Genomic DNA, 21,080 nt, shown 5'->3' with positions numbered 1-21,080 from the left:
GACCAGGCCCTGCCGGCAAGTCCAGCGTCCGGTCAGGCGCGGAACCCGGCCAGAATCCCGACCGCGTCCCGGATGTCATAATGATGATTGCCGATGAAGAAACCGTTAAGGTCGATCTCCTCGGCATGGGTCATCGGCCCGTGCAGGCTGTGATCCATTAGCCGCAGCACGGGATTTTTCGTAAAATTGCCGCTGACGATGGGCCGGGCCTCGAATCCCAGCGCCTCGAGCCGGCCCAGAACCTTGCGCCGCGCAAGGCCCGTTTCCGGCCGCAGCACCAGCGAAAATCCGAACCAGCTGCTTTCGCCGGTCTCGCGCTGGATGCGGAACAGCGGATGATCCGCCATCGCCTGCTGCCAGAGCGCGCCGTTCGCGCGCCGCCCCTCGATCAGCCGCGGCAGCTTGGCCAGCTGCGCCCGCCCCAGCGCCCCCGACATCTCCAGCGGGCGCAGGTTGTAGCCGGGCAGGACGAAGCGGAAGCTTTCCTCGAAGGGATCGTCGCTCTTCTCGCCGGTGACGCGGTTGAATTTCGGCAGGTTGCGCGTCCAGCCATGCGCCCGCAGCGCCAGCAGGATATGGTAAAGCTCCTCGTCGTCGGTGACGACCAGCCCGCCCTCCATGGTCGAGATATGGTGCGAGAAGAAGGTGGAAAACGTCCCCATCACCCCGAATGTGCCGCATTGCCGGCCGCCGAAGGTGGCGCCCATCGATTCGCAATTGTCCTCGATCAGCACGATGCTGCGCTCGCGGATAAGGGCGCGGATCGCGTCGAAATCGTTGGGATTGCCCAGCAGGTTCACCGCCATGACGGCGCGGGTGCGCTCGGTGATCGCCCCGGCCAGCGCGGCCAGGTCATAATTCAGCGTCTCGCGGTCGATATCGACGAATTTCAGATGCAGCCCGTATTGGTGCAGCGGAAAGAAGGTGGTGGACCAGGAGACCGCCGGCACGATCACCTCGTCCCCCGGCGCCAGCCGCAGGGCGGGGTTCTGGGTATGGCGCAGCGCCGCCACCATGGCGAGATTGGCCGAGGAACCCGAATTCACCATCACCGCGTAACGGCTGCCGGTGAAGCGGGCGAATTCTGCCTCGAAGGCCGCGACCTCGGGCCCCATGGAAAAGCGATCCGAATCGATCACCCGCTGCAGCGCCGCCCGTTCCGCCTCGTCCCAGCTGGAGGTGGCAAGGGGAAAGCGGCTCATGGCTGCTGCTCCAGATACCAGGCATAGGTGGCGGCGATGCCCTCGCGCAGCCCGGTCCGCGGCGCCCAGCCCCATTCCGCCTGCCGCGCCACGGACAGGAGCTTGCGCCGCATGCCCACCGGCTTGCCCAGGTCGTGGGTGAAGCGGCCCTGCCAGCCGATCACCTCGGCCACGATGCGGTAATAATCGGCGATGGCGTGATCGTCCCCCGGCCCGACATTCATCACCGGCGGCAGAACCGAGGGATCGGCCAGCGCCCGCAGGATCGCCTCGGCCAGGTCGCCGACATACATGAACTCGCGCCGCGCCGTGCCGTCTCCCCAGATCTCGACCGTCTCATGGCCCTCGACCCGGGCACGGTGGATCTTGTGGATGATCGCCGGCAGCAGATGCGACTGCCGGGGGTCGAACTTGTCATGCGGGCCATAGAGGTTGCAGGGGATCAGCGTGCGCCATTGCAGACCGCGATCCTCGCGGCAGGCATAGTCCACCAGCCGCATCGCCAGGATCTTGGCCAGCGCATAGCCCTCGTTGGTGGGCTCCAGCGCGCCGGTCAGGATCTGTTCCTCGGACAGGTCGCGGCCCAGTTCGCGCGGATAGACGCAGCTCGAACTCAGGTTGATCAGCACCGGCACCCCGGCCTCGCGGCAGGCGGTGACGAGGTTCAGGCCGATCCGGGCGTTTTCGGCCAGGAACCGCACCGGCTCGGCCATGTTGGCCTGGATGCCGCCGACCACGCCCGCGGCGTGGACCACCGCGTCGGGGCGATGCCGCGCCAGCCAGTCGCGCAGGGCGCGGTCGTCGCACAGGTCCAACTCGGCCCGCGAGGGCGCCAGCAGCTCCCAGGCGGCGATGCCCGGATGGGCGCGCAGGTTCCGCCCGACCATGCCGTTTCCGCCGGTGACGAACAGCCGTGCCATCTAGCGCCCCCCGGCCGAGACCGGCAGGCCCAGCCCGTGACGCTTCAGCAGCGCATGGCGGCGCGCCACCTGCAGATCGGCGGCGACCATCTCGGCGATCATCTCGCGCAGGCCGGTCTCGGGCCGCCAGCCCAGTTGCTGATGCGCCTTGGCCGCGTCGCCCAGCAGGCTCGCCACCTCGGCGGGGCGGAAATATTTCGGATCCACCCGCATCACCACGTCGCCCCGCCCGACCGCCGGCGCGAGGTCGCCGGAAACCGAGGCGACCACGGCAACCTCGTCCACGCCCGCACCGCGGAACTCCAGCGCGATGCCCAGCTCTTCCGCGGCCCAGATCAGGAACTGGCGCACGGAATGCTGCTCGCCGGTGGCGATGACGTAATCGTCGGGCGCGTCGCATTGCAACATCAGCCATTGCATCCGCACATAGTCGCGGGCATGGCCCCAGTCGCGCAGCGCGTCCAGGTTGCCCATGTAGAGGCAGCTTTCCACCCCCTGCGCGATATTCGCCAGCCCGCGGGTGATCTTGCGGGTGACGAAGGTCTCGCCGCGGCGCGGGCTTTCGTGGTTGAACAGGATGCCGTTGCAGGCGAAAAGCCCGTAGGCCTCGCGATAGTTCACCGTGATCCAATAGGCATAAAGCTTGGCCACGGCATAGGGGCTGCGGGGATGGAAGGGCGTGCGCTCGGTCTGCGGCGTCTCGCGCACCAGCCCGTAAAGCTCCGAGCTCGAGGCCTGGTAATAGCGCGTCACCCCCTCCAGCCCCAGGAAGCGGATCGCCTCCAGAAGCCGCAGCGCCCCCAGCCCATCCACGTCGGCAGTATATTCCGGCGCCTCGAAACTGACCGCGACATGGGACTGCGCGCCCAGGTTATAGACCTCGTCGGGCCGCACCTCGGCCATGATCCGGGTCAGGCTGGAGCTGTCGGTCAGATCCCCGTAATGCAGGAAGAAGCGCGGCGCGGCCTCATGCGGGTCCTGGAAGATGTGATCGATGCGCTGGGTGTTGAAGGACGAGGCGCGGCGCTTGATGCCATGCACCTCATAGCCCTTTTCCAGCAGGAACTCGGCCAGATAGGAGCCGTCCTGCCCGGTCACCCCGGTGATGAGCGCCTTCTTCACCATCCATCCTCCTGGCCGGGCTTCTTTGCTCTTCAAATACCCATGCGACCGCGCAAGCTTCGCTGTCCTCCGGGTATTTTCAGAGCAAAGAAGACACAGGCGCGGCCCCAAGATCCTTCTGCCCGGCGCCCGCTTTCACCGTTTTTCAAATACTCCCGCGGCCGCACCACCGGCACGGCCGCCCGATCTTCATAGCGCCGCGTCGAAGACCGGCCGGTAGATCTCCTTCAGCCGCGCCACCGCCTCCTGCGGCGACATCTCGATCGACTCGCCGGTGCGGCGCGCGGTCAGCTCGACCTTGTTCGCAGCCAGGCCGCGCGGCCCGACGGTGATCCGCCAGGGCAGGCCGATCAGGTCCATGGTGGCGAATTTCGCCCCCGCGCGCTCGTCGCGGTCGTCATAAAGCGGGTCCAGCCCCTGCGCCTTCAGCTCGGCGTAAAGCGCCTCGCAGGCCCCGTCGGTCGAGGCGTCGCCCTGCTTGAGGTTGACGATGCCGACATGGAAGGGCGTCACGCCCTCGGGCCAGACGATGCCCTTGTCGTCATGGCTGGCCTCGATGATCGCGCCCAGCAGGCGGCTGACGCCGATGCCGTGCGAACCCATATGCACCGGCACGCGCTGGCCGTCCGGGCCGACCACCGTGGCGCCCATCGGCTCGGAATACTTGGTGCCGAAATAGAAGATCTGCCCGACCTCGATGCCGCGCGCCTGGCGGCGGCGGGCCTCGGGAACCTGCTCGAACAGCGCCGGGTCGTGGGTCTCGTCGGTGCGGGCGTAGCGGCTCGTGAATTCCTCAAGCACCGCCTGGCATTGTTCCACGCTGTCATAGTCGATGGCGCGGTCGCCGAATTTCAGGTCGGTGATCTCGCTGTCGTAGAAGACCTCGGATTCGCCGGTCTCGGCCAGCACCAGGAATTCATGGGTATAGTCGCCGCCGATCGGGCCGCCGTCCGCGCGCATCGGGATGGCCTGCAGCCCCATGCGCTCATAGCTGCGCAGATAGCTGACCAGGTGGCGATTATAGGCGTGCAGCGCGTCCTCTTTCGTCAGGTCGAAATTGTAGCCGTCCTTCATCAGGAATTCGCGGCCGCGCATGACGCCGAAGCGCGGGCGGATCTCGTCGCGGAACTTCCACTGGATGTGATACAGCGTCAGCGGCAGGTCCTTGTAGCTGTTCACATGCGACCGGAAGATGTCGGTGATCATCTCCTCGTTCGTGGGGCCATAGAGCAGGTCGCGCTTGTGGCGGTCCTTGATGCGCAGCATCTCCTCGCCGTAATCGTCATAGCGGCCGCTCTCGCGCCACAGGTCGGCCGCCTGCAGGGTCGGCATCAGCATGGCGATATGGCCGGCGCGGGCCTGTTCCTCATGCACGATCTGCTCGATGCGCCTGAGCACCTTGAAGCCCAGCGGCAGCCAGGAATAGATGCCCGCCGCCTGCTGCTTGATCATGCCGGCGCGCAGCATCAGCCGGTGGCTGACGATCTGGGCCTCTTTGGGGTCTTCCTTCAGGACGGGCATGAAATAGCGCGTGAGACGCATGGCGAAATCCTCGATATGGCCGGCACGGGTTAGCGCAGAGCGTCCGGCGGGGCAACGCCCTTCCTTGCAAGCGGCGGCGGGACCGTCCACATAGGAACGCGGACGCGAGGACGGGAGCGACAAGACCCATGCAATTGCCGGTGCAGAAACAGATCCTGTATTGGGGCGGGGCGCTGGCCGTCCTGCTGCTGGCGCTCTGGGGGCTGGGCAATGCCATCATGCCCTTCATCATGGGCGCGGCGGTGGCCTATCTCTTCGACCCGCTGGCCGACCGGCTGGAGCGGCTGGGCCTGTCGCGCACCGCCGCGGTCGTCATCATCACGCTTTGCGGCCTGCTGCTGGTGGTGGCGCTGTTTTTGCTGCTGGTGCCGGTGCTGGTGCGCCAGACCACGGCGCTGATCGAGACGGCGCCGCAGATGTTCCAGCAGCTGCAGCGGTTCCTGATGACCCGCTTTCCCGAGATCTTCACCGAGGGCAGCCCGGTCAACACCGCGCTGACCAACATGGGCCAGCAGATCAGCGAGCGCGGCGGTCAGCTGGTCAGCACCGTGCTGGGCTCGGTCATGGGCGTGGTCAGCATGGTCATGCTGGTGGTGATCGTGCCGGTCGTGGCCTTCTACCTGCTGCTCGACTGGGACAACATGGTGGACCGGCTGGACGAGCTGCTGCCGCGCGAGCATGCCGGCACCATCCGCCGCCTGGGGCATGAGATCGATGCGGCGCTGTCGGGTTTCGTGCGCGGGCAGGGCATGGTGATCCTGATCCTGGGCACCTTCTATTCGGTCTGCCTGGGCCTGATCGGGCTGCCCTTCGGGGTGGCGATCGGGGTGATCGCCGCCTCGCTCTCGTTCATCCCCTATGTCGGCGTGGTGATCGGCGGCGTGACCGCCATCGGCGTGGCGCTGTTTTCCTTCTGGGGCGAGCCGGTCTGGATCGGCGCAGTGATCGCGGTCTTCGTCCTGGGCCAGATCGTCGAGGGCAACTACCTGCAGCCCAAGATCGTCGGCGGCCATGTCGGGCTGCATCCGGTCTGGCTGATGCTGGCCCTGACCGTCTTCGGCACGCTGTTCGGCTTCGTCGGCCTTCTGGTCGCGGTGCCGGCGGCGGCGGCGCTTGGCGTGCTGGTGCGCTTCGGCGTCGGTCGCTACAAGGAAAGCGCGCTTTACACCGGGCGCGAGGTCCCCTCGCCGCCCCCGCCGCCGACGCTGGTCGAACTGGTGCCGCGCGGCACCTCCGAGCGCGCGCGCCAGCTGGCGCAGATGTCGCGCGACGTGGCGGTGGCCGAGATCCAGCGCGAGGAGCATCTGGCGCATCTGCTGGAGGAGCACCAGCACCGCCAGGAGGCCGGCGTGGTCCCCGATGTCGAAGGCCCGCCCTCGCCCTCGGAACTCTGGGCCGAGGCCCGCGAGAGCCGGGAAGGCAAGGGCGGCTGAACGGTGGCAAGGCAGCTGACCCTGGACCTGACGATGCCGCCGGCCTCGTCGCGCGACGATTTCCTGATTACCGCCGCCAATCGCGACGCGCTGGCCATGCTGGACGCGCCCGAGCGCTGGCCGCAGGGGCGTCTGCTGCTGATCGGCGGTCCCGGATCGGGCAAGTCGCATCTGGTCGGCTTCTGGGCGGCCGAACATGGTGCCCCCGTCAGCCACGGCTGGACGCTGTCGCCCGACGCCGTGGACGAGCTGGTCCGGCCGGGCGGCGCTCTGGTCGTCGAGGACGCGCATGAGATCGGCGGCAACGCCACGGCCGAGCAGGGGCTGTTCCATCTGTGGAACCTCGCCGGTGCGCGGCAGGCGCTGCTGCTGATCACCGCGCGCACGGCGCCGCGCGACTGGGGCGTGGCGCTGCCCGACCTGCGCTCGCGGCTGGAGACGGCGGCGCAGGCGGTGCTCGGCCCGCCCGACGACGCGCTGCTGCCGGCGGTGCTGGTCAAGCTGTTCGCGGACCGCCAGATCCAGGTCGCGCCCGAGGTGGTGGACTGGCTGGTGCTGCGCATGGAGCGCGACCTGGGCCTAGCCCGCCGCCTGGTTGCCGCCATCGACCGCGAATCGCTGGCCGACCGCCGCGCCATCACCCGGCGCCTGGCCGCCGAGCTTCTGGACAAGCTCACCCCTGCCGACGCATGATCCGCCGGCATTTCCCTAGCCCGCAGTGACATGACCCAAGCCGATTTCCTGAAATCCCCATTTCCCGCCCCGCGCGCGCTGCCCGATGGCACGCCCGAGGGGTCGGCGCGCTTCTTCAACCGCGAGATCAGCTGGCTCGCCTTCAACTGGCGGGTGCTGGACGAGGCGCGCAACCCGCGCGTGCCGCTGCTGGAGCGGCTGCGCTTCCTGTCGATCTCGGCCACCAATCTGGACGAGTTCTACACCGTCCGCGTCGCCGGCCTGCGCGAACTGGTGCGCGAGGGCAACACCACCCTTTCCGATGACGGGCTGACCGCGGCCGAGCAGCTGGCGCTGGTCAATGCCGATGCGCGCCGGCTGATGGGCGCGCAGCAGGCGGTCTGGAACGGGTTGCGCCGCGAGATGGAGCAGGCCGACATCGCCATCCTGTCGCGCGGCCGCGTGACCCGCGCCGAGGAGGAATTCCTGCGCCGGCATTTCATGGATCAGGTATTCCCGGTGCTGTCGCCGCTGGCCATCGACCCGGCCCATCCCTTTCCCTTCATCCCGAACGCGGGCTTTTCGCTGGCGCTGGAGCTGGCGCGGGAAAGCGACGGCCAGCAGATGCAGGCGCTGCTGCCGATCCCGCAGCAGATCGCCCGTTTCATCCCGCTGCCGGGCGGCAAGCGGTTCCTGCGGCTGGAAGACCTGCTGCTCATGCATCTGCCCAGCCTGTTCCCCGGCTATCGCGACATCGGCCATTGCGCCTTCCGCGTGCTGCGCGACAGCGATCTTGAGGTCGAGGAAGAGGCCGAGGACCTGGTGCGCGAATTCGAGACCGCGCTGAAGCGCCGCCGCCGCGGCAGCGTCATCCGGCTGAAGATCACCGCCGGCGCACCCGACCGGCTGCGCCGGCTGATCATGGAGGAGCTGGACGTCGATCCCGAGGAGGTGGTCGAGGTCGAGGGCCTGTTGGGCATGGCCGACCTGCGCGAACTGGTGCTGGACAGCCGCCGCGACCTGCAATGGCCCAGCTTCACCCCGCGGGTGCCGGAACGCGTGCAGGACCATGACGGCGACATGTTCGCGGCCATCCGGCAAAAGGACATGCTGCTGCATCACCCCTACGAGACCTTCGACATGGTGGTGCGCTTCCTGGCGCAGGCCGCGCGCGATCCGGACGTGCTGGCGATCAAGCAGACGCTCTACCGCACCTCGCGCGACAGCCCGATCGTCGACGCGCTTTGCGAGGCGGCCGAATCGGGCAAGTCGGTGACGGCGCTGGTCGAGCTGAAGGCGCGCTTCGACGAGGCCGCCAACATCCGCCAGTCGCGGCGGCTGGAACGCTCGGGCGCGCATGTCGTCTATGGCTTCATGCAATACAAGACCCATGCCAAGATCAGCGCCGTGGTGCGGCGCGAGGGCGACCAGCTGGTGACCTATACCCATTTCGGCACCGGCAACTATCATCCGATCACCGCGCGCATCTATACCGACCTGTCGCTGTTCACCTGCGATCCGGCGCTGGGGCGCGACGCCTCCAAGGTGTTCAACTTCCTGTCCGGCTATGTGCAGCCGGACGGGCTGGAGAACATGGCGATCTCGCCCATCGATCTCAAGGAGACCCTGCTGGAGCTGATCGCCCGCGAGGCCGAGTTCGCCCGCCGCGGCCGGCAGGCCGAGATCTGGGCCAAGATGAACAGCCTGATCGAAAAGGACGTGATCGAGGCGCTTTATGCCGCCAGCCAGGCGGGCGTCCGGATCAACCTGGTGATCCGCGGCATCTGCGGGCTGCGGCCCGGCATCGCCGGCCTGTCGGAAAACATCCGGGTGAAGTCCATCGTCGGGCGCTTTCTGGAACATTCGCGGATCGTCTGCTTCGGCAACGGCTTCGGCCTGCCCTCCAAGCGCGCCCGGGTCTTCATCAGCTCGGCCGACTGGATGGGTCGCAACCTGAACCGCCGGGTCGAGACGCTGATCGAATGCTTCAACGAGACGGTGAAGGCGCAGATCACCAGCCAGGTCATGGCCGCGAACATGGCGGACGAGGCGCAAAGCTGGCTTTTGCAACCCGACGGGCGCTATCTGCGCTATCTGCCGGCGGGGCGGGACGACCTGTTCTGCTGTCACAGGTTCTTCATGGAAAACCCCTCATTGTCGGGACGCGGCAGCGCGGGTGCCCGTGACGTTCCGGCTTTGATGCACTCGACGGATTGACGCGAAGGGGGCAATTGCCCCATCCAAGGCGCGCGCCCGGCGCGGTAACGGAATCGAGAGGAACCCGATGAACGGCATCTTGACCGCAAGCGGAGAAACCATCGAACCCTTCGGGCGCTCGCTGTTCGAGCGGGCCTCGGAACGGGCGCTGAGCCGGGTGGGCGTGGTCGATGTCGGTTCGAACTCGATCCGCATGGTGGTGTTCGATGGCGCGGCGCGCTCGCCTGCCTATTTCTACAACGAAAAGGTCATGGCCGGGCTGGGGCAGGGGCTGGCCACCACCGGCCGGCTGAATCCCGAGGGCGTGCGCCGCGGCATGGCGGCCCTGCGCCGCTTTGCCGTGCTGGCCGACAGCATGGGCATCAAGCCGCTGACCTGCGTCGCCACCGCTGCCGTCCGCGAGGCCGAGGACGGCCCCGCCTTCCGCAAGGCGGTCGAGAAGGAGACGGGGCTGAAGCTGCTGGTCATCGACGGCGAGGAAGAGGCGCGGCTGTCGGCGCAGGGCGTGCTGCTGGGCTGGCCGGATGCCAGGGGCCTGGTCTGCGACATCGGCGGCAACTCGATGGAGCTGGCCGAGGTGGCGAACGGCAAGGTCGGCCGCCGCATCTCGACGCCGCTGGGCCCGTTCCGGCTGCAGCAGGTCAAGGGCGGCGCCTCGGGCCTGCGCGACCATATCCGGGACACCATCGAAAAGGCCGCCGCCCGGCTGGGCCGGGGGCACGACCAGATCTATCTGGTCGGCGGCTCGTGGCGCGCCATCGCCCGGCTGGACATGGAGCGGGCGAAATATCCGATGACGGTGCTGCACGAATATCGCATGTCGCCCGATGCCGTCGCCGAAACGGTGAAATGGATCGCCGGTAAATCCGTCTCCGAGATGCGGGCGATGACCGGCATCTCGCAAAGCCGGATGGAGCTGGTGCCGCTGGCCAGCCAGGTGCTGCGCCAGCTGGTGCAGAGCATGCAGCCGAAATCGCTGGCCGTTTCGTCCTATGGCATCCGCGAGGGGCTGCTCTACGAGCAGATGCCGGCCGGGCTGCGCTCGCGCGATCCGCTGATCGAGGCGGCGCGCTTCGCCGAGCGGCAGATGGCGCGGATGCCGGGCTTCGGCAAGCGGCTCTATCAGTTCCTCGAGCCGCTGTTCGGCGACCTGCCGACCGAGCGCGACCGGCTGGTCAAGGCCGCCTGCCTGCTGCACGACACGACCTGGCGCACGCATCCCGATTATCGCGCCGATGCCTGTTTCGACAATGTGACGCGGGCCAACATGGCGGCGCTGTCGCATCCCGAGCGGGTGTTTCTGGGCCTGTCGCTCTTGCATCGCTACAAGAACAGCCGCGCCAACTCGCCCATGGCGCCGCTTTTCGCGCTGCTCTCGGAGAAGGAGATCCGCGAGGCCGAGGTTCTGGGCAAGGCGATGCGCTTCGGCGCCATGTTCTCGGTCAAGGACCCGGCCGAGGCGGGGACGCTGAAGCTGCAGCCCAGGAAGAAGCAGTTGGAGCTGAAGCTGACCCGGACCGGCCGGGCGCTGCTGGGCGAGGTGGCCGAGGCGCGGTTCCGCGCGCTGGCCGAGGCGCTGGGAGTCGCGCCGGTGGTGACGCAGGGCTGACCGGCCGGCCGCTCGCGGCCGCCATCCTGTCCGAACCGACAACTTCCCCGCGCCGGCCGCTCGTGGCATTCCTGCGCTCACGGGGGCGACGATCCCGGTGTTGTTGCCAAGTGTCTGGTTTCGGATCGACAGCCCCCGACGACTTCCGGACGGCGAGGGCGGTGACGAGGGCGGGGCGTTCAGGCGCCCCAGGTCCTTTCCAGCACCGAAAGCCAGTTCCTCCAGGCGATCTTTTCGACCAGGTCGCGGCCGTAGCCATGCGCCTGCATCGCCTGCAGAAGCTTCGGCAGCGCCGAGGCGTCGGCCAGGTCCTCGGGCATGTCGGCGCCGTCGAAATCCGAGCCGAGCGCGACGCCGTCCTCGCCCAGCAAGGACAGGAGATGGTCCAGATGGCGCAGCATGATCCCGAACCCCTGCATCGGCTCGCGCCGCCCCTCGGGATGCAGGAAGCCGACGGCAAAATTCAGCCCGACCAGCCCGCCCGATTCGGCGATCATCCGCAGCTGGCGGTCAGTCAGGTTGCGCGAACTGGGCGCGACGGCATGGGCGCAGCTGTGGCTGGCGACCAGCGGCGCATCCGAAAGCCGCGCCACATCGTCGACGCCCTTTTCGTTCAGATGCGACAGGTCCAGCATGATGCGCAGCCGGTTGCATTCGCGCACCAGATCCTTGCCCGCCTCGGTCAGCCCCGGCCCGGTATCGGGCGAGGCGGGGAAGGCAAAGGGCACGCCATGGCCGTAGCGCGTCGGCCGCGACCAGACCGGCCCCAGCGAACGCAGGCCCATCGCGTGCCAGACATGCAGCGCGTCCAGGTCGGGGATCGGCTCGGCCCCCTCGATATGCAGGATCGCGGCGATGCGGCCGGCCTCGATGCTGGCGCGCAGTTCGGCGGCCGTGCGGCAGATGTCCAGCATGCCGCTCCGCGCCATCGCCATCAGCTGCCCGGCCTGGGCGATGGCATGGGGCAGGGCCTCGGCGGCCGGCACCTCGGGTGGCAGGTCCAGGGCGAAGGGCGGGTTCTTCTTCAGCATTGCCGCCACCGCGTCGTCGGGACCGGCGGGCGAGGGCGTCCAGATGGCGAAGAAGCCGCCGGCGAAGCCGCCCGCCTTCATTCGCGGCAGGTCCAGGTGGCCGGTTCCGTCGCCCTGAAGCCAGAGCCGGTCGCGGCCGGGCCCCGCAGCCACCATGCGCTGCAGGAAATCGTTGTGACCGTCGAAGACCGGAATCATGGCATCTCCTTCTTGCTGGGGCGCCGCCACCATGGCGCGAACGGAAAACCGCTGCAACCTGCCGCGCTTCGCCGTAAGCTGGGGCCACAGCTAGGCAAGCAGGAGCCCAAAGCCATGACCCGCATCGACAAGGAATTCTCCGGCCAGACCGTGATCTGCACCTTCGAGGTGACGCCCGGAACCGCGCATGACGTGCTGGACGCGCTGAACGATGCCTATGACCAGGTGATCCGCCACCAGCCCGGCTACGTCTCGGGCGCGGTGCATCTGAACGACGCCCAGACCCGCATCTGCACCTATTCGCAGTGGCGCGACCGGCGCGACTATCAGGCCATGCTGCGCCACCCCGAGATGCGCAGCCGCAACCGCGCCATCCACGGCATGTGCCGCCATTTCGAGCCGGTGATGTACGAGGTGGTCGATACCTGGCAGGTACATGGCCACGGCTGATGCTGCGGCTGCGAAAAAGCCGTGCATTGCGCCGGCTTACCCCCTAGTCTGGCGGAAAACAGTCGGGCGGAAGCCGGAACGGAGGGGCTCATGGCGGGACGCATCATTACCATTGCCCAGCAGAAGGGCGGCTCGGGCAAGACCACCATCGCGGTCAACCTGGCGGTGGCCCTGCGCGGGCGCGGCCATTCCGTCGCCCTGCTGGACACCGATCCGCAGGGCAGCATGGGGCGCTGGTTCCTGGAGCGGCTGGAGCGGCTTGGCGAAGACGAGGCGTTGGAATTCACCACCTCCTCGGCCTGGGGCGCCAGCTACGAATCCGACAAGCTGAAGAAACGCTTCGATTTCGTCATCATCGATACGCCGCCCAAGATCGACAGCGACCTGCGCCCGGCGCTGCGCGTGGCCGATCTGGTGCTGGTGCCGGTGGCGACCAGCCATGTCGACCTGTGGGCGACCGAGGGCGTGCTGGACCTGGCCCGGCGCGAGAAATGCGACACGCTGATCGTGCTGAACCGCACCCGCTCGCATGCCCGGCTGACCGGCGAGGTGGCCGAGGGGGCCGCCGCTCTGGGGGCCGATGTGGCGGCGGCGCAGCTCGCCAACCGCGTCGCCTATGCCGAGGCGCTGGGGCAGGGGCTGGGTGCGGGCGAGCGGGCGCGCAACGCCACCGCCCGGGCCGAGATCGATGCGCTGGCGGAAGAGGTGCTGGCGAGCCTGGGCTGAGCCTGGGCCGCCATCCGCGGAAATCCGCCGGCCGGGACGGGGGCGGGAAACCATCGGCTGCGCTGGGGCGTTGGCGGGGCAGCAAGTCCAGACTCTCATGAGGTCAAGATGAAACTCCCGCTTTCCCTTGCCGTTCTGGCAGCTCCGCTCGCTTTGGCCGCCTGCACCCCGGAAGCCCCGCCGCCCGAGCCGCCGCTGGCCTCGGCCGACCCCTGCGGCGCGGCGCGCTACAGCCACCTGATCGGCCAGACCTCGCCCACCATCACCGTGCCCGAAGGGCAGATGTATCGCATCGCCCGCGAGGATCAGCCGATGACCATGGAGATGATCCAGGATCGCCTGACCTTCATCGTGGACAACCGCGGCAAGCTGCTTTCGGTCAGCTGCAGCTGACCGGCCCTGCGCCGCCGGACCAGCTTCCGGTGCCTTGACCGGCGGAAGCGGGGTGCGGGAAAGGTCCGCCCCGACGCGGCCGCGGATCAGCTGCGGCGGCGCGACCGCTTGTTGCCGCCGCGCTGGCCGGCGCGCCCGGCGGTCGAGCGTCCCGAGGATTTGACCGCCGCCTCGGCCGCCTCCTCGATGGCGGATTGCCGGGCCAGCGGGTCGTCGGCCACGGCCAGCTCCACCGCCTCCAACCGCTTGACCTCGTCGCGCAGCCGCGCGGCCTCCTCGAATTCCAGGTTCTCGGCCGCCTTGCGCATCTGCGCCCGCAGCGCGTCCAGATGCGCCGCCAGATTGGCGCCGACCAGCGGCTTCTCGACCCGCGTCGTGATGCGCGCCTGATCGGTATCGCCCTGCCACAGCCCGGCCAGCACGTCCTCGACATTCTTCCGCACGGTCTGCGGCGTGATCCCATGCGCTTCGTTATAGGCGATCTGCTTCTGGCGCCGGCGCTCGGTCTCGGCCATGGCGCGTTCCATGCTGCCGGTGATGCGGTCGGCATACATGATGACGCGGCCGTCGGCGTTGCGCGCCGCCCGGCCGATGGTCTGGATCAGCGAGGTTTCCGAGCGCAGGAACCCCTCCTTGTCGGCATCGAGGATCGCCACCAGCCCGCATTCGGGAATGTCCAGCCCCTCGCGCAGCAGGTTGATGCCGACCAGCACGTCGAAGGCCCCCAGCCGCAGGTCGCGCAGGATCTCGATGCGCTCGATCGTGTCGATGTCGCTGTGCATGTAGCGCACGCGAATGCCCTGTTCGTGCAGGTATTCGGTCAGGTCCTCGGCCATGCGCTTGGTCAGCGTGGTGACCAGCGTGCGATAGCCTTGCGCCGCGACCTTGCGCACCTCGTCCAGCAGATCGTCCACCTGCATCTCGACCGGGCGGATCTCGACCTGCGGATCCAGAAGGCCGGTGGGGCGGATGACCTGCTCGGTGAAGACGCCGCCGGTCTGGTCCAGCTCCCATTGCGCCGGCGTGGCGCTGACAAAGACGGATTGCGGCCGCATCGCGTCCCATTCCTCGAATTTCAGCGGCCGGTTGTCCATGCAGCTGGGCAGGCGGAAGCCATGCTCGGCCAGGGTGAACTTGCGCCGGAAGTCGCCGCGATACATGCCGCCGATCTGCGGCACCGAGACATGCGATTCGTCGGCAAAGACGATGGCGTTGTCGGGGATGAACTCGAACAGCGTCGGCGGCGGCTCGCCCGGCGCACGGCCGGTCAGATAGCGGGAATAGTTCTCGATCCCGTTGCAAACGCCTGTCGCTTCAAGCATTTCCAGGTCGAAATTCGTGCGCTGCTCCAGCCGCTGGGCTTCCAGCAGCTTGCCCTCGTCGGTCAGCTGTTTCAGCCGTGCCTGAAGTTCGGCCCGTATCCCCTTGATTGCCTGCTGCAATGTCGGGCGCGGGGTGACGTAGTGGCTGTTGGCATAGATGCGGATCTGCTGGAAGCTGTCGGTCTTGGCGCCGGTCAGCGGATCGAATTCGGTAATCGATTCAAGCTCGTTTCCGAAAAAGTCGAATCGCCAGGCCCGGTCTTCCAGGTGGGCCGGCCAGACCTCGATCACATCGCCGCGCACCCGGAAGCCGCCGCGCTGGAAGGCGGCGTCGAGGCGGCGGTATTGCTGCGCCACCAGTTCGGCCAGGAATTCGCGCTGATCGTAGAGCTGGCCGACCACCATGTCCTGGGTCATCGCCGAATAGGTCTCGACCGAGCCGATGCCGTAGATGCAGCTGACCGAGGCGACGATGATCACGTCGTCGCGCTCCAGCAGCGCCCGGGTGGCCGAATGGCGCATCCGGTCGATGGCCTCGTTGATCTGCGATTCCTTCTCGATATAGGTGTCGGAACGCGGCACATAGGCTTCGGGCTGATAGTAGTCGTAATAGCTGACGAAATATTCCACGGCGTTGTCGGGAAAGAAGCCCTTGAATTCGCCGTATAATTGCGCCGCCAAGGTCTTGTTCGGAGCCAGGATGATGGCGGGGCGCTGGGTTTCCTCGATCACCTTGGCCATGGTGAAGGTCTTGCCGGTGCCGGTGGCGCCCAGCAGCACCTGGTCGCGCTCGCCCGCCATCACGCCCTGCGCCAGCTCGGCGATGGCGGTGGGCTGGTCGCCGGCGGGCTGGAATTCGGAACGCATGACGAAGCGCCTGCCGCCCTCGAGCTTGGGCCGGGTCACCTCGGGAAAGCGCGCGATGGGGGCGTTGGTGTTGTTGTGACCCATGGTTTCACCTTTGTTCCTGCCCGGGTGAATCTGGCGCATTCGCGCCGCGATGCAACCCCGGGACGCGAATATTGCGCAGTTTCGCCGCGCCAGGCCGGCCGGCATGGTGGGAATCGCGCGACGAGCATCTTGATCGCCCGCCCTGCATCGGGGATAAGGCGACAAGCAAGAACAGAGGGTTCCCGCCATGCGTGTCCGCATCTACAAGCCCGCCCGCAACGCCATGCAATCCGGCACGGCCCGCAGCAAGAACTGGGTTCTGGACTTTCCGCCCGCCGATCCGCGCGCCATCGATCCGCTGATGGGCTGGACCAGCAGCGACGACACCCAGAGCCAGGTTCGCCTGCGCTTCGAAACCCGCAAGCAGGCCGAGGACTATGCCCGCGAGCATGGCCTGGACTACGAGGTGATCGAGCCGCATACCCGCGCCCCGAACATCCGGCCCCGCGGCTATGGCGAGAATTTCGCCAGCGACCGCCGCGCGCCCTGGACGCATTGAGCGCGCCTCCGGATTCGGGTATTTGCAAAACAGAGAAGGCCGGGGCGTCGCGCCCCGGCTTCTTCGTTCCCTGAAGGCTCGAATCCCTGACGCGGCCACGGCTGGCTTGGCTGCGGCTTGATCCGCAGCCGTCTTCAGACGGTGTCGAGATAAAGCTCGACCGTCTCCTCGTCCGAAAGCTCGGCCATGTAGCGCAGTTCCTGCCGCTTGGTCATGACGAAATTCTCGATCAGATGCGCCGGAAAGACGCGCTTGATCTCGGGCGAGGCGGCGAAGGCGTCGATGGCCTCGCCCCAGCTGCCGGGAAGCTGTTCCAGTCCCAGCTCATAGGCATTGCCCTTGATCGGCGGCGGCGGCTCGGCCTTGTCCTCGATGCCGTTCAGCGCCGCGCCCAGCACCGCCGCGACGGTCAGATAGGGATTCACGTCGCCGCCGGCCACGCGATGCTCGATCCGCCGCGCCTTGGGGCCCGAGGAGGGGATGCGGATGGCCGAGGTCCGGTTCTCATAGGCCCAGCCGATGCCGGTCGGCGCATGGGCGTTGGGTACCAGCCGGTCGTAGCTGTTCTCGTGCGGGGCGAACAGCAGGGTCGAGCCGGGCATGGCCGCCAGGCAGCCGGCGACGGCATGGCGCAGCACCTCCGAGCCCTCGTCGCCGCCATTGTCGAAGACGTTGCGGCCCTGCCGGTCCAGTACCGAGAAATGCATGTGCATGCCCGAACCGTTCCATTCCTCGTAGGGCTTGGCCATGAAGGAGCCGGCAAAGCCGTATTGCCGCGCCAGCCCCTTGACCAGCAGCTTGAACAGCCAGGCGTCGTCGGCGGCTTTCAGCGGGTCGGGCTGGTGCATCAGGTTGATCTCGAACTGGCCCGGAGCGGCTTCCGAGATCGCGGTATCGGCGGGAATGTCCATCGCCTCGCAGGCGTCATAGAGCGCGGTGAAGAAGCGGTCGAAGGCGTCGAGGGCGCGCAGGCTCAGCGTCTCGGCCCCGGTGCGGCGCTTGCCCGAGCGTGGGCTGGGCGGCACGCGCAGCTGGCCGCCGGAATCGTCGATCAGGAAGAATTCCAGCTCGGTCGCCACCACCGGGGTCAGGCCGGCGGCCTTGTAGCGATCCACGACGCGGGCCAGCGCCTGGCGCGGGTCGCCCTCATAGGGGCGGCCGTCCAGGTGGAACATCCAGATCGGCAGAAGGCCGGTCGGCGCCTCCAGCCAGGGCATGGGCATGAAGCCGCGCTCGGTCGGCAGCAGCAAGCCGTCGGGGTCGCCGGCCTGGAAGACCAGCGGGCTGTCCTCGATATCCTCGCCCCAGATGTCCATGTTCAGCACCGAGAACGGAAATTTCGTGCCCTCGGTCAGGACCTTGTCGGCGAAACGTGCCGGAACCCGCTTGCCGCGCGCCACACCGTTGAGGTCGGCGGCCGCGATGCGGATGGTCTTGACGTCGGGATGCTCGCGCAGCCAGTCCATGGATCACCTGATGAGATTGGGCCTGTAACGGATCTTCTTCGCCGCGCCGGGAAGATGGCGGTTCAGCCTGCGGTTGGCGAGACCGAACAGCGCGATCAGGCCGATCGTCAGCAGGACGAAATAGGCCGCGACGATCGGATAGGCGATGAAGGGATTGAAGGTCTTGTCCGCGAAATAGCTGGCGTAATAAAGCGCGTCGCCCCGCTGCTGAAAGGCCGGAAAACCCGAAAAGAACACCAGCGTCGTGGCATGGAACAGAAAGATCGCCTCGTTGGTATAGGCCGGCCAGGCCAGACGCATCGCGGTCGGCCAGACCACGCGGCGATAGCGGGTCCAGCCGGTCATGCCATAGGCGTCGGCGGCCTCCAGCTCGCCCTTGGGCAGGTTGCGCAGCGCGCCGTAGAAGATCTCGGCCGAATAGGCGGCGGTGTTCAGCACCAGCACAAGCAGCGCCCCGGCCCAGGCCCGCGTCATCCAGCTGGTCTGCACGGTGATGCCGAAGACGTCGATGCCGGCGCGCGGCAGCTGCACCAGCAGCTCATAGGCCAGGAAGAACTGGATGAAGAGCGGGCTGCCGCGGAACAGGAAGATGAACCACTCGGCCGGCTTGCGGACCCAGCGATTGCCGCTGGCCTTGGCCACGGCCAGCAGATTGGCGAGGAAGAAGCCGAAAAACAGCGCCAGCGCCGCGAAATAGATGTTCCAGATCAGCCCCGAGCCGATCAGCGTGACCTGCTCGCAAAGCGTGAACCCGCTGCGCGGCAAGAGCCTTTCGCCGATGCCGATGGCGCGCAGCCCGTAATCCTGGATGGTCTGCAGGCACTGGCTCATGTCGCGGCCTTTCGCATCGCCTCGCCGGCGGCGGTGGCCTGGCCGGCCGAGAGCCGCGCCCGGATACGGTCGAAGATCCGTTCCGAGCCCCAGGTCATCAGCAGGTAGAACACCAGGATGGCGAGGAAATAGTAAAGCCGCCAGTCGGGATGCGGATAGGCATAGGCGCGGGTCTTGGCGCCGCCCAGCTCGCGCGCCCAGTAGACGATGTCCTCGACCCCCAGCACGAACAGCAGCGGCGTGGACTTGATCAGGATCATCCACAGATTGGCGAGGCCCGGCAGGGCATAGGTCCACATCTGCGGGATCAGGATGCGCCGGTTCACCTGCCGCGGGCTCATGCCATAGGCCTCGGCGGTTTCCAGCTGGGCACGGGGCACGGCGTTCATCGCGCCATGCAGCACATTGGCGGCGAAGGCCCCGAAGACCACCGAAAAGGCGATCACCGCCAGGAAGATGCCATAGAGCTGATGCACCCATTCCGGCGAGGTCGAGAGTGGCAGCTTGGCCGCCGCGCAGACGATGAACTCGTTGCCCTGCCGCACCGGCACCGAAGGGTCGCAATAGACGCGCGAGCGCAGCCATTCCAGGCCCTGGTCCAGTGCGATGGGTACGAAAAGGAAGAAGATGATGTCGGGCACGCCGCGCACCATCGAGGTATAGATGCGCCCGAACCAGCGCAGCGGCGTCATGCGCGAGCGCGCGGCCAGCGCGCCGCCGAACCCGAAAAGCAGCGCCGCCGGCGCGGTGACGGCCAGGAGCAGCAGCACCGTGCCGAAGGACAGGTAGAACAGCATGTGATTGCCGGTCGTCAGATAGCATGACAACCAGGCAAGCCCTTGCAGGGCGGAAGGGTCGGTGCAGTAGGAAAACATCGTGCCGCCGGTTGGGCCGCCGCGGGATTGCCGCGGCGGCGTCAGGTCATTCGTAGGTCTGCGCGTCCTCGCCGAAATGCTTCTTGATCAGCTCGTTCAGGCTGCCGTCCTGCTTCATCGCGCCGATCGCCGCGTTCAGCTTTTCGCGCAGCTCGTTGTCGGACTGGCGCACGCCGATGCCGATGCCCTCGTCCAGCCGGACCTGCTCGCCGACGAAGATCAGGTCCTCGCTGTCCTCGACGAAGGGGCGCATGACCTCGTGGTCGCCGAAGGCCGCGTCGGCCTCGCCATTGCGGACGGCGGCGAAGACCTGGTCGATATTCGGATATTCCAGCATCGTGGCCTGCGTATCGGCGATATGGGAGGCCTGGACCGTCCCGATCTGGACCGCGACGATGCCGGTTTCCAGATTGGCCCCCTCTTCAAGCGCGACATAGGACGAGGGCGCGGGGGGCAGATAGTTCTCGGTGAAGGCGATGGCCTGCTTGCGCTCTTCGTTGATGCTCATCGCCGCCATGATCGCGTCGTAATTCGACGAGACGAGGTTCGGGATGATCGAATCCCAGTCGTTCTTGACCCAGGTGCATTGCAGTTCGGCGCGCTGGCACAGCTCGTTGCCCAGCTCGACCTCGAACCCGGCCACCTGCCCCTGATCGTTGATGAAGTTGTAGGGAGGATAGGCGCCCTCGGTGGCGATGCGCACCGTCTGCGCCACACCCATGCTCGTGGTCAGGGCCAGCGCCGCGGCTGCAAGCATGATCTTCTTCATTTCAACTCTCCTGTTGGTTTTTCATTCGGCCATGGACGCGCTCAGGAACTGGCGCAGCCGTTCGGAGCGCGGCGCGCCGAAAAGCTGCGCCGGCGGCCCCTCTTCCTCGATCCGGCCCTGATGCAGGAAGACGACGTGGTCGCTGACATCGGCCGCCAGCCGCATGTCATGGGTGACCAGCAGCATGGTGCAATGCTCGGTAGCCAGCGCCTTGATGACGCGCACCACCTCCTGCTGCAATTCCGGGTCCAGCGCGCTGGTCGGCTCGTCCAGAAGCAGCGCCTTGGGCTCCATGCAGAGCGCGCGGGCGATGGCGGCGCGCTGCTGCTGGCCGCCCGACAGCTGCGCGGGCCAGGCGTCGGCCTTGTCGCCGATGCCGACCTTGGCCAGCAATTCGCGCGCCCGCACCTCGACCTCGGCCGGGCTGCGCTTCAGCACATGGACCGGCGCCTCCATCACGTTCTGCAGGATGGTCATGTGCGACCACAGGTTGAACTGCTGGAACACCATGGACAGGTTGGTGCGCAGCCGCGTGACCTGGGCGCGGTCGGCGGGCACCCGCGCCAGCCCGGTGCCGCGCCAGCGCACAGCCTCGCCCTCGAACAGGATCTCGCCCTGCTGGCTGTCCTCGAGCAGGTTGCAGCAGCGCAAGAGCGTCGACTTGCCCGAGCCGGAAGAGCCGATCAGGCTGATGACATGGCCGCGCGGGGCGGTCAGGCTGACGCCCTTGATGACCTGCAGCGGGCCATAGGCCTTGTGCAGGTCCCGGATTTCTATCACCGGCACGCGGGCCGAAGCGCGGGCCGAAGCGGGGGCCGAAGCGGGGGCCGGATGGGCGGCGGCCATGGTCGG

Annotated in this window: 19 protein-coding genes; 8 read left to right on the top strand and 11 right to left on the bottom strand. The window is 67.5% G+C overall.

Annotated elements, in window-relative coordinates; all coding sequences use genetic code 11:
* Nucleotides 1-32 precede the first annotated feature (32 nt).
* The 4 genes from LOS78_RS04295 to proS form a co-directional block, all read right to left on the bottom strand.
* Nucleotides 33-1,202, bottom strand: coding sequence for a DegT/DnrJ/EryC1/StrS aminotransferase family protein (locus LOS78_RS04295; protein ID WP_230375657.1), 1,170 nt, complete (start codon nucleotides 1,200-1,202; stop codon nucleotides 33-35).
* Nucleotides 1,199-2,122: a GDP-L-fucose synthase gene (locus LOS78_RS04290; protein ID WP_230375656.1), complete on the bottom strand. Its 924-nt coding sequence runs from the start codon at nucleotides 2,120-2,122 to the stop codon at nucleotides 1,199-1,201. Before LOS78_RS04290 ends, LOS78_RS04295 begins: the two co-directional genes overlap by 4 nt.
* Entirely contained in the window at nucleotides 2,123-3,247 is a 1,125-nt protein-coding gene (gene gmd, locus LOS78_RS04285) for a GDP-mannose 4,6-dehydratase (RefSeq protein WP_230375654.1), read from the bottom strand.
* Nucleotides 3,248-3,433: 186 nt separating this feature from the next.
* On the bottom strand, nucleotides 3,434-4,786 hold the full coding sequence (gene proS / locus LOS78_RS04280) for a proline--tRNA ligase (protein ID WP_230375651.1): 1,353 nt from the start codon (nucleotides 4,784-4,786) through the stop codon (nucleotides 3,434-3,436).
* A gap of 140 nt (nucleotides 4,787-4,926) precedes the next feature.
* On the opposite strand from proS, the gene LOS78_RS04275 reads away from it, so the two are divergent.
* The 4 genes from LOS78_RS04275 (at nucleotide 4,927) to ppx (ending at nucleotide 10,717) form a co-directional block, all read left to right on the top strand.
* Nucleotides 4,927-6,219 (top strand): AI-2E family transporter, encoded by a 1,293-nt coding sequence (locus LOS78_RS04275; protein ID WP_230375648.1) that lies wholly within the window; start codon nucleotides 4,927-4,929, stop codon nucleotides 6,217-6,219.
* Between the two features lie 3 nt (nucleotides 6,220-6,222).
* Nucleotides 6,223-6,912, top strand: coding sequence for a DnaA ATPase domain-containing protein (locus tag LOS78_RS04270; RefSeq protein ID WP_230375646.1), 690 nt, complete (start codon nucleotides 6,223-6,225; stop codon nucleotides 6,910-6,912).
* Between the two features lie 30 nt (nucleotides 6,913-6,942).
* Entirely contained in the window at nucleotides 6,943-9,108 is a 2,166-nt protein-coding gene (locus LOS78_RS04265; protein WP_028711126.1) for an RNA degradosome polyphosphate kinase, read from the top strand.
* 67 nt (nucleotides 9,109-9,175) lie between these two features.
* On the top strand, nucleotides 9,176-10,717 hold the full coding sequence (ppx, locus tag LOS78_RS04260; RefSeq protein ID WP_230375642.1) for an exopolyphosphatase: 1,542 nt from the start codon (nucleotides 9,176-9,178) through the stop codon (nucleotides 10,715-10,717).
* Between the two features lie 179 nt (nucleotides 10,718-10,896).
* Here ppx and LOS78_RS04255 read toward each other — a convergent pair whose 3' ends face one another.
* The gene (locus tag LOS78_RS04255) at nucleotides 10,897-11,946 is read right to left on the bottom strand and encodes a dipeptidase (protein WP_230375640.1); all 1,050 of its coding nucleotides are present in this window, start codon (nucleotides 11,944-11,946) and stop codon (nucleotides 10,897-10,899) included.
* Nucleotides 11,947-12,060: 114 nt separating this feature from the next.
* Between LOS78_RS04255 and LOS78_RS04250 the strand changes: the two genes are divergently transcribed.
* The 3 genes from LOS78_RS04250 to LOS78_RS04240 all read left to right on the top strand — a co-directional run bounded on the left by LOS78_RS04250 (nucleotide 12,061) and on the right by LOS78_RS04240 (nucleotide 13,515).
* Nucleotides 12,061-12,396 carry an antibiotic biosynthesis monooxygenase gene (locus LOS78_RS04250; RefSeq protein WP_028711123.1) on the top strand — a complete coding sequence of 112 codons (336 nt, stop codon included), beginning with the start codon at nucleotides 12,061-12,063 and terminating at the stop codon, nucleotides 12,394-12,396.
* Between the two features lie 90 nt (nucleotides 12,397-12,486).
* Nucleotides 12,487-13,122 carry a ParA family partition ATPase gene (gene parA, locus LOS78_RS04245; protein WP_028711122.1) on the top strand — a complete coding sequence of 212 codons (636 nt, stop codon included), beginning with the start codon at nucleotides 12,487-12,489 and terminating at the stop codon, nucleotides 13,120-13,122.
* Nucleotides 13,123-13,230: 108 nt separating this feature from the next.
* Nucleotides 13,231-13,515, top strand: a complete 285-nt coding sequence (locus tag LOS78_RS04240) for an I78 family peptidase inhibitor (protein ID WP_028711121.1) — start codon at nucleotides 13,231-13,233, stop codon at nucleotides 13,513-13,515.
* A gap of 86 nt (nucleotides 13,516-13,601) precedes the next feature.
* On the opposite strand, the gene uvrB is transcribed toward LOS78_RS04240, so the two are convergent.
* A complete protein-coding gene (gene uvrB / locus LOS78_RS04235; RefSeq protein ID WP_230375627.1) occupies nucleotides 13,602-15,788 on the bottom strand; it encodes an excinuclease ABC subunit UvrB in 2,187 nt (728 codons plus the stop codon).
* Between the two features lie 187 nt (nucleotides 15,789-15,975).
* Between uvrB and LOS78_RS04230 the strand changes: the two genes are divergently transcribed.
* A complete protein-coding gene (locus tag LOS78_RS04230; protein ID WP_028711119.1) occupies nucleotides 15,976-16,287 on the top strand; it encodes an ETC complex I subunit in 312 nt (103 codons plus the stop codon).
* Nucleotides 16,288-16,421: 134 nt separating this feature from the next.
* Here LOS78_RS04230 and LOS78_RS04225 read toward each other — a convergent pair whose 3' ends face one another.
* The 5 genes from LOS78_RS04225 to LOS78_RS04205 are packed head-to-tail and all read right to left on the bottom strand — an operon-like array spanning nucleotide 16,422 to nucleotide 21,074.
* On the bottom strand, nucleotides 16,422-17,753 hold the full coding sequence (locus tag LOS78_RS04225) for a glutamine synthetase family protein (RefSeq protein WP_028717588.1): 1,332 nt from the start codon (nucleotides 17,751-17,753) through the stop codon (nucleotides 16,422-16,424).
* 3 nt (nucleotides 17,754-17,756) lie between these two features.
* Complete coding sequence (locus tag LOS78_RS04220; RefSeq protein WP_028711117.1) at nucleotides 17,757-18,584, bottom strand: ABC transporter permease; 828 nt, start codon at nucleotides 18,582-18,584, stop codon at nucleotides 17,757-17,759.
* A complete protein-coding gene (locus tag LOS78_RS04215) occupies nucleotides 18,581-19,459 on the bottom strand; it encodes an ABC transporter permease (RefSeq protein WP_230375624.1) in 879 nt (292 codons plus the stop codon). Before LOS78_RS04215 ends, LOS78_RS04220 begins: the two co-directional genes overlap by 4 nt.
* 46 nt (nucleotides 19,460-19,505) lie before the next feature.
* The gene (locus LOS78_RS04210) at nucleotides 19,506-20,228 is read right to left on the bottom strand and encodes a transporter substrate-binding domain-containing protein (protein ID WP_230375621.1); all 723 of its coding nucleotides are present in this window, start codon (nucleotides 20,226-20,228) and stop codon (nucleotides 19,506-19,508) included.
* A 21-nt stretch (nucleotides 20,229-20,249) separates the two neighbouring features.
* Nucleotides 20,250-21,074 carry an ABC transporter ATP-binding protein gene (locus tag LOS78_RS04205; protein WP_305802564.1) on the bottom strand — a complete coding sequence of 275 codons (825 nt, stop codon included), beginning with the start codon at nucleotides 21,072-21,074 and terminating at the stop codon, nucleotides 20,250-20,252.
* Nucleotides 21,075-21,080 lie beyond the last annotated feature (6 nt).

The organism is Paracoccus sp. MA (genome assembly GCF_020990385.1).
In the GTDB taxonomy this organism is placed as follows: domain Bacteria; phylum Pseudomonadota; class Alphaproteobacteria; order Rhodobacterales; family Rhodobacteraceae; genus Paracoccus.
The sequence above is the reverse complement of the archived record's forward strand: the minus strand, read 5'-3'. Positions and strand labels throughout refer to the sequence as shown.

Coding starts and splice junctions, on each gene's coding strand:
- parA (WP_028711122.1), top strand. CDS start 12,487: ATGGCGGGACGCATCATTACCATTGCCCAGCAGAAGGGCGGCTCGGGC.
- LOS78_RS04290 (WP_230375656.1), bottom strand. CDS start 2,122: ATGGCACGGCTGTTCGTCACCGGCGGAAACGGCATGGTCGGGCGGAAC.
- LOS78_RS04210 (WP_230375621.1), bottom strand. CDS start 20,228: ATGAAGAAGATCATGCTTGCAGCCGCGGCGCTGGCCCTGACCACGAGC.
- LOS78_RS04220 (WP_028711117.1), bottom strand. CDS start 18,584: ATGAGCCAGTGCCTGCAGACCATCCAGGATTACGGGCTGCGCGCCATC.
- ppx (WP_230375642.1), top strand. CDS start 9,176: ATGAACGGCATCTTGACCGCAAGCGGAGAAACCATCGAACCCTTCGGG.
- gmd (WP_230375654.1), bottom strand. CDS start 3,247: ATGGTGAAGAAGGCGCTCATCACCGGGGTGACCGGGCAGGACGGCTCC.
- LOS78_RS04255 (WP_230375640.1), bottom strand. CDS start 11,946: ATGATTCCGGTCTTCGACGGTCACAACGATTTCCTGCAGCGCATGGTG.
- LOS78_RS04205 (WP_305802564.1), bottom strand. CDS start 21,074: ATGGCCGCCGCCCATCCGGCCCCCGCTTCGGCCCCCGCTTCGGCCCGC.
- LOS78_RS04240 (WP_028711121.1), top strand. CDS start 13,231: ATGAAACTCCCGCTTTCCCTTGCCGTTCTGGCAGCTCCGCTCGCTTTG.
- LOS78_RS04265 (WP_028711126.1), top strand. CDS start 6,943: ATGACCCAAGCCGATTTCCTGAAATCCCCATTTCCCGCCCCGCGCGCG.
- LOS78_RS04250 (WP_028711123.1), top strand. CDS start 12,061: ATGACCCGCATCGACAAGGAATTCTCCGGCCAGACCGTGATCTGCACC.
- uvrB (WP_230375627.1), bottom strand. CDS start 15,788: ATGGGTCACAACAACACCAACGCCCCCATCGCGCGCTTTCCCGAGGTG.
- LOS78_RS04225 (WP_028717588.1), bottom strand. CDS start 17,753: ATGGACTGGCTGCGCGAGCATCCCGACGTCAAGACCATCCGCATCGCG.
- proS (WP_230375651.1), bottom strand. CDS start 4,786: ATGCGTCTCACGCGCTATTTCATGCCCGTCCTGAAGGAAGACCCCAAA.
- LOS78_RS04215 (WP_230375624.1), bottom strand. CDS start 19,459: ATGTTTTCCTACTGCACCGACCCTTCCGCCCTGCAAGGGCTTGCCTGG.
- LOS78_RS04295 (WP_230375657.1), bottom strand. CDS start 1,202: ATGAGCCGCTTTCCCCTTGCCACCTCCAGCTGGGACGAGGCGGAACGG.
- LOS78_RS04230 (WP_028711119.1), top strand. CDS start 15,976: ATGCGTGTCCGCATCTACAAGCCCGCCCGCAACGCCATGCAATCCGGC.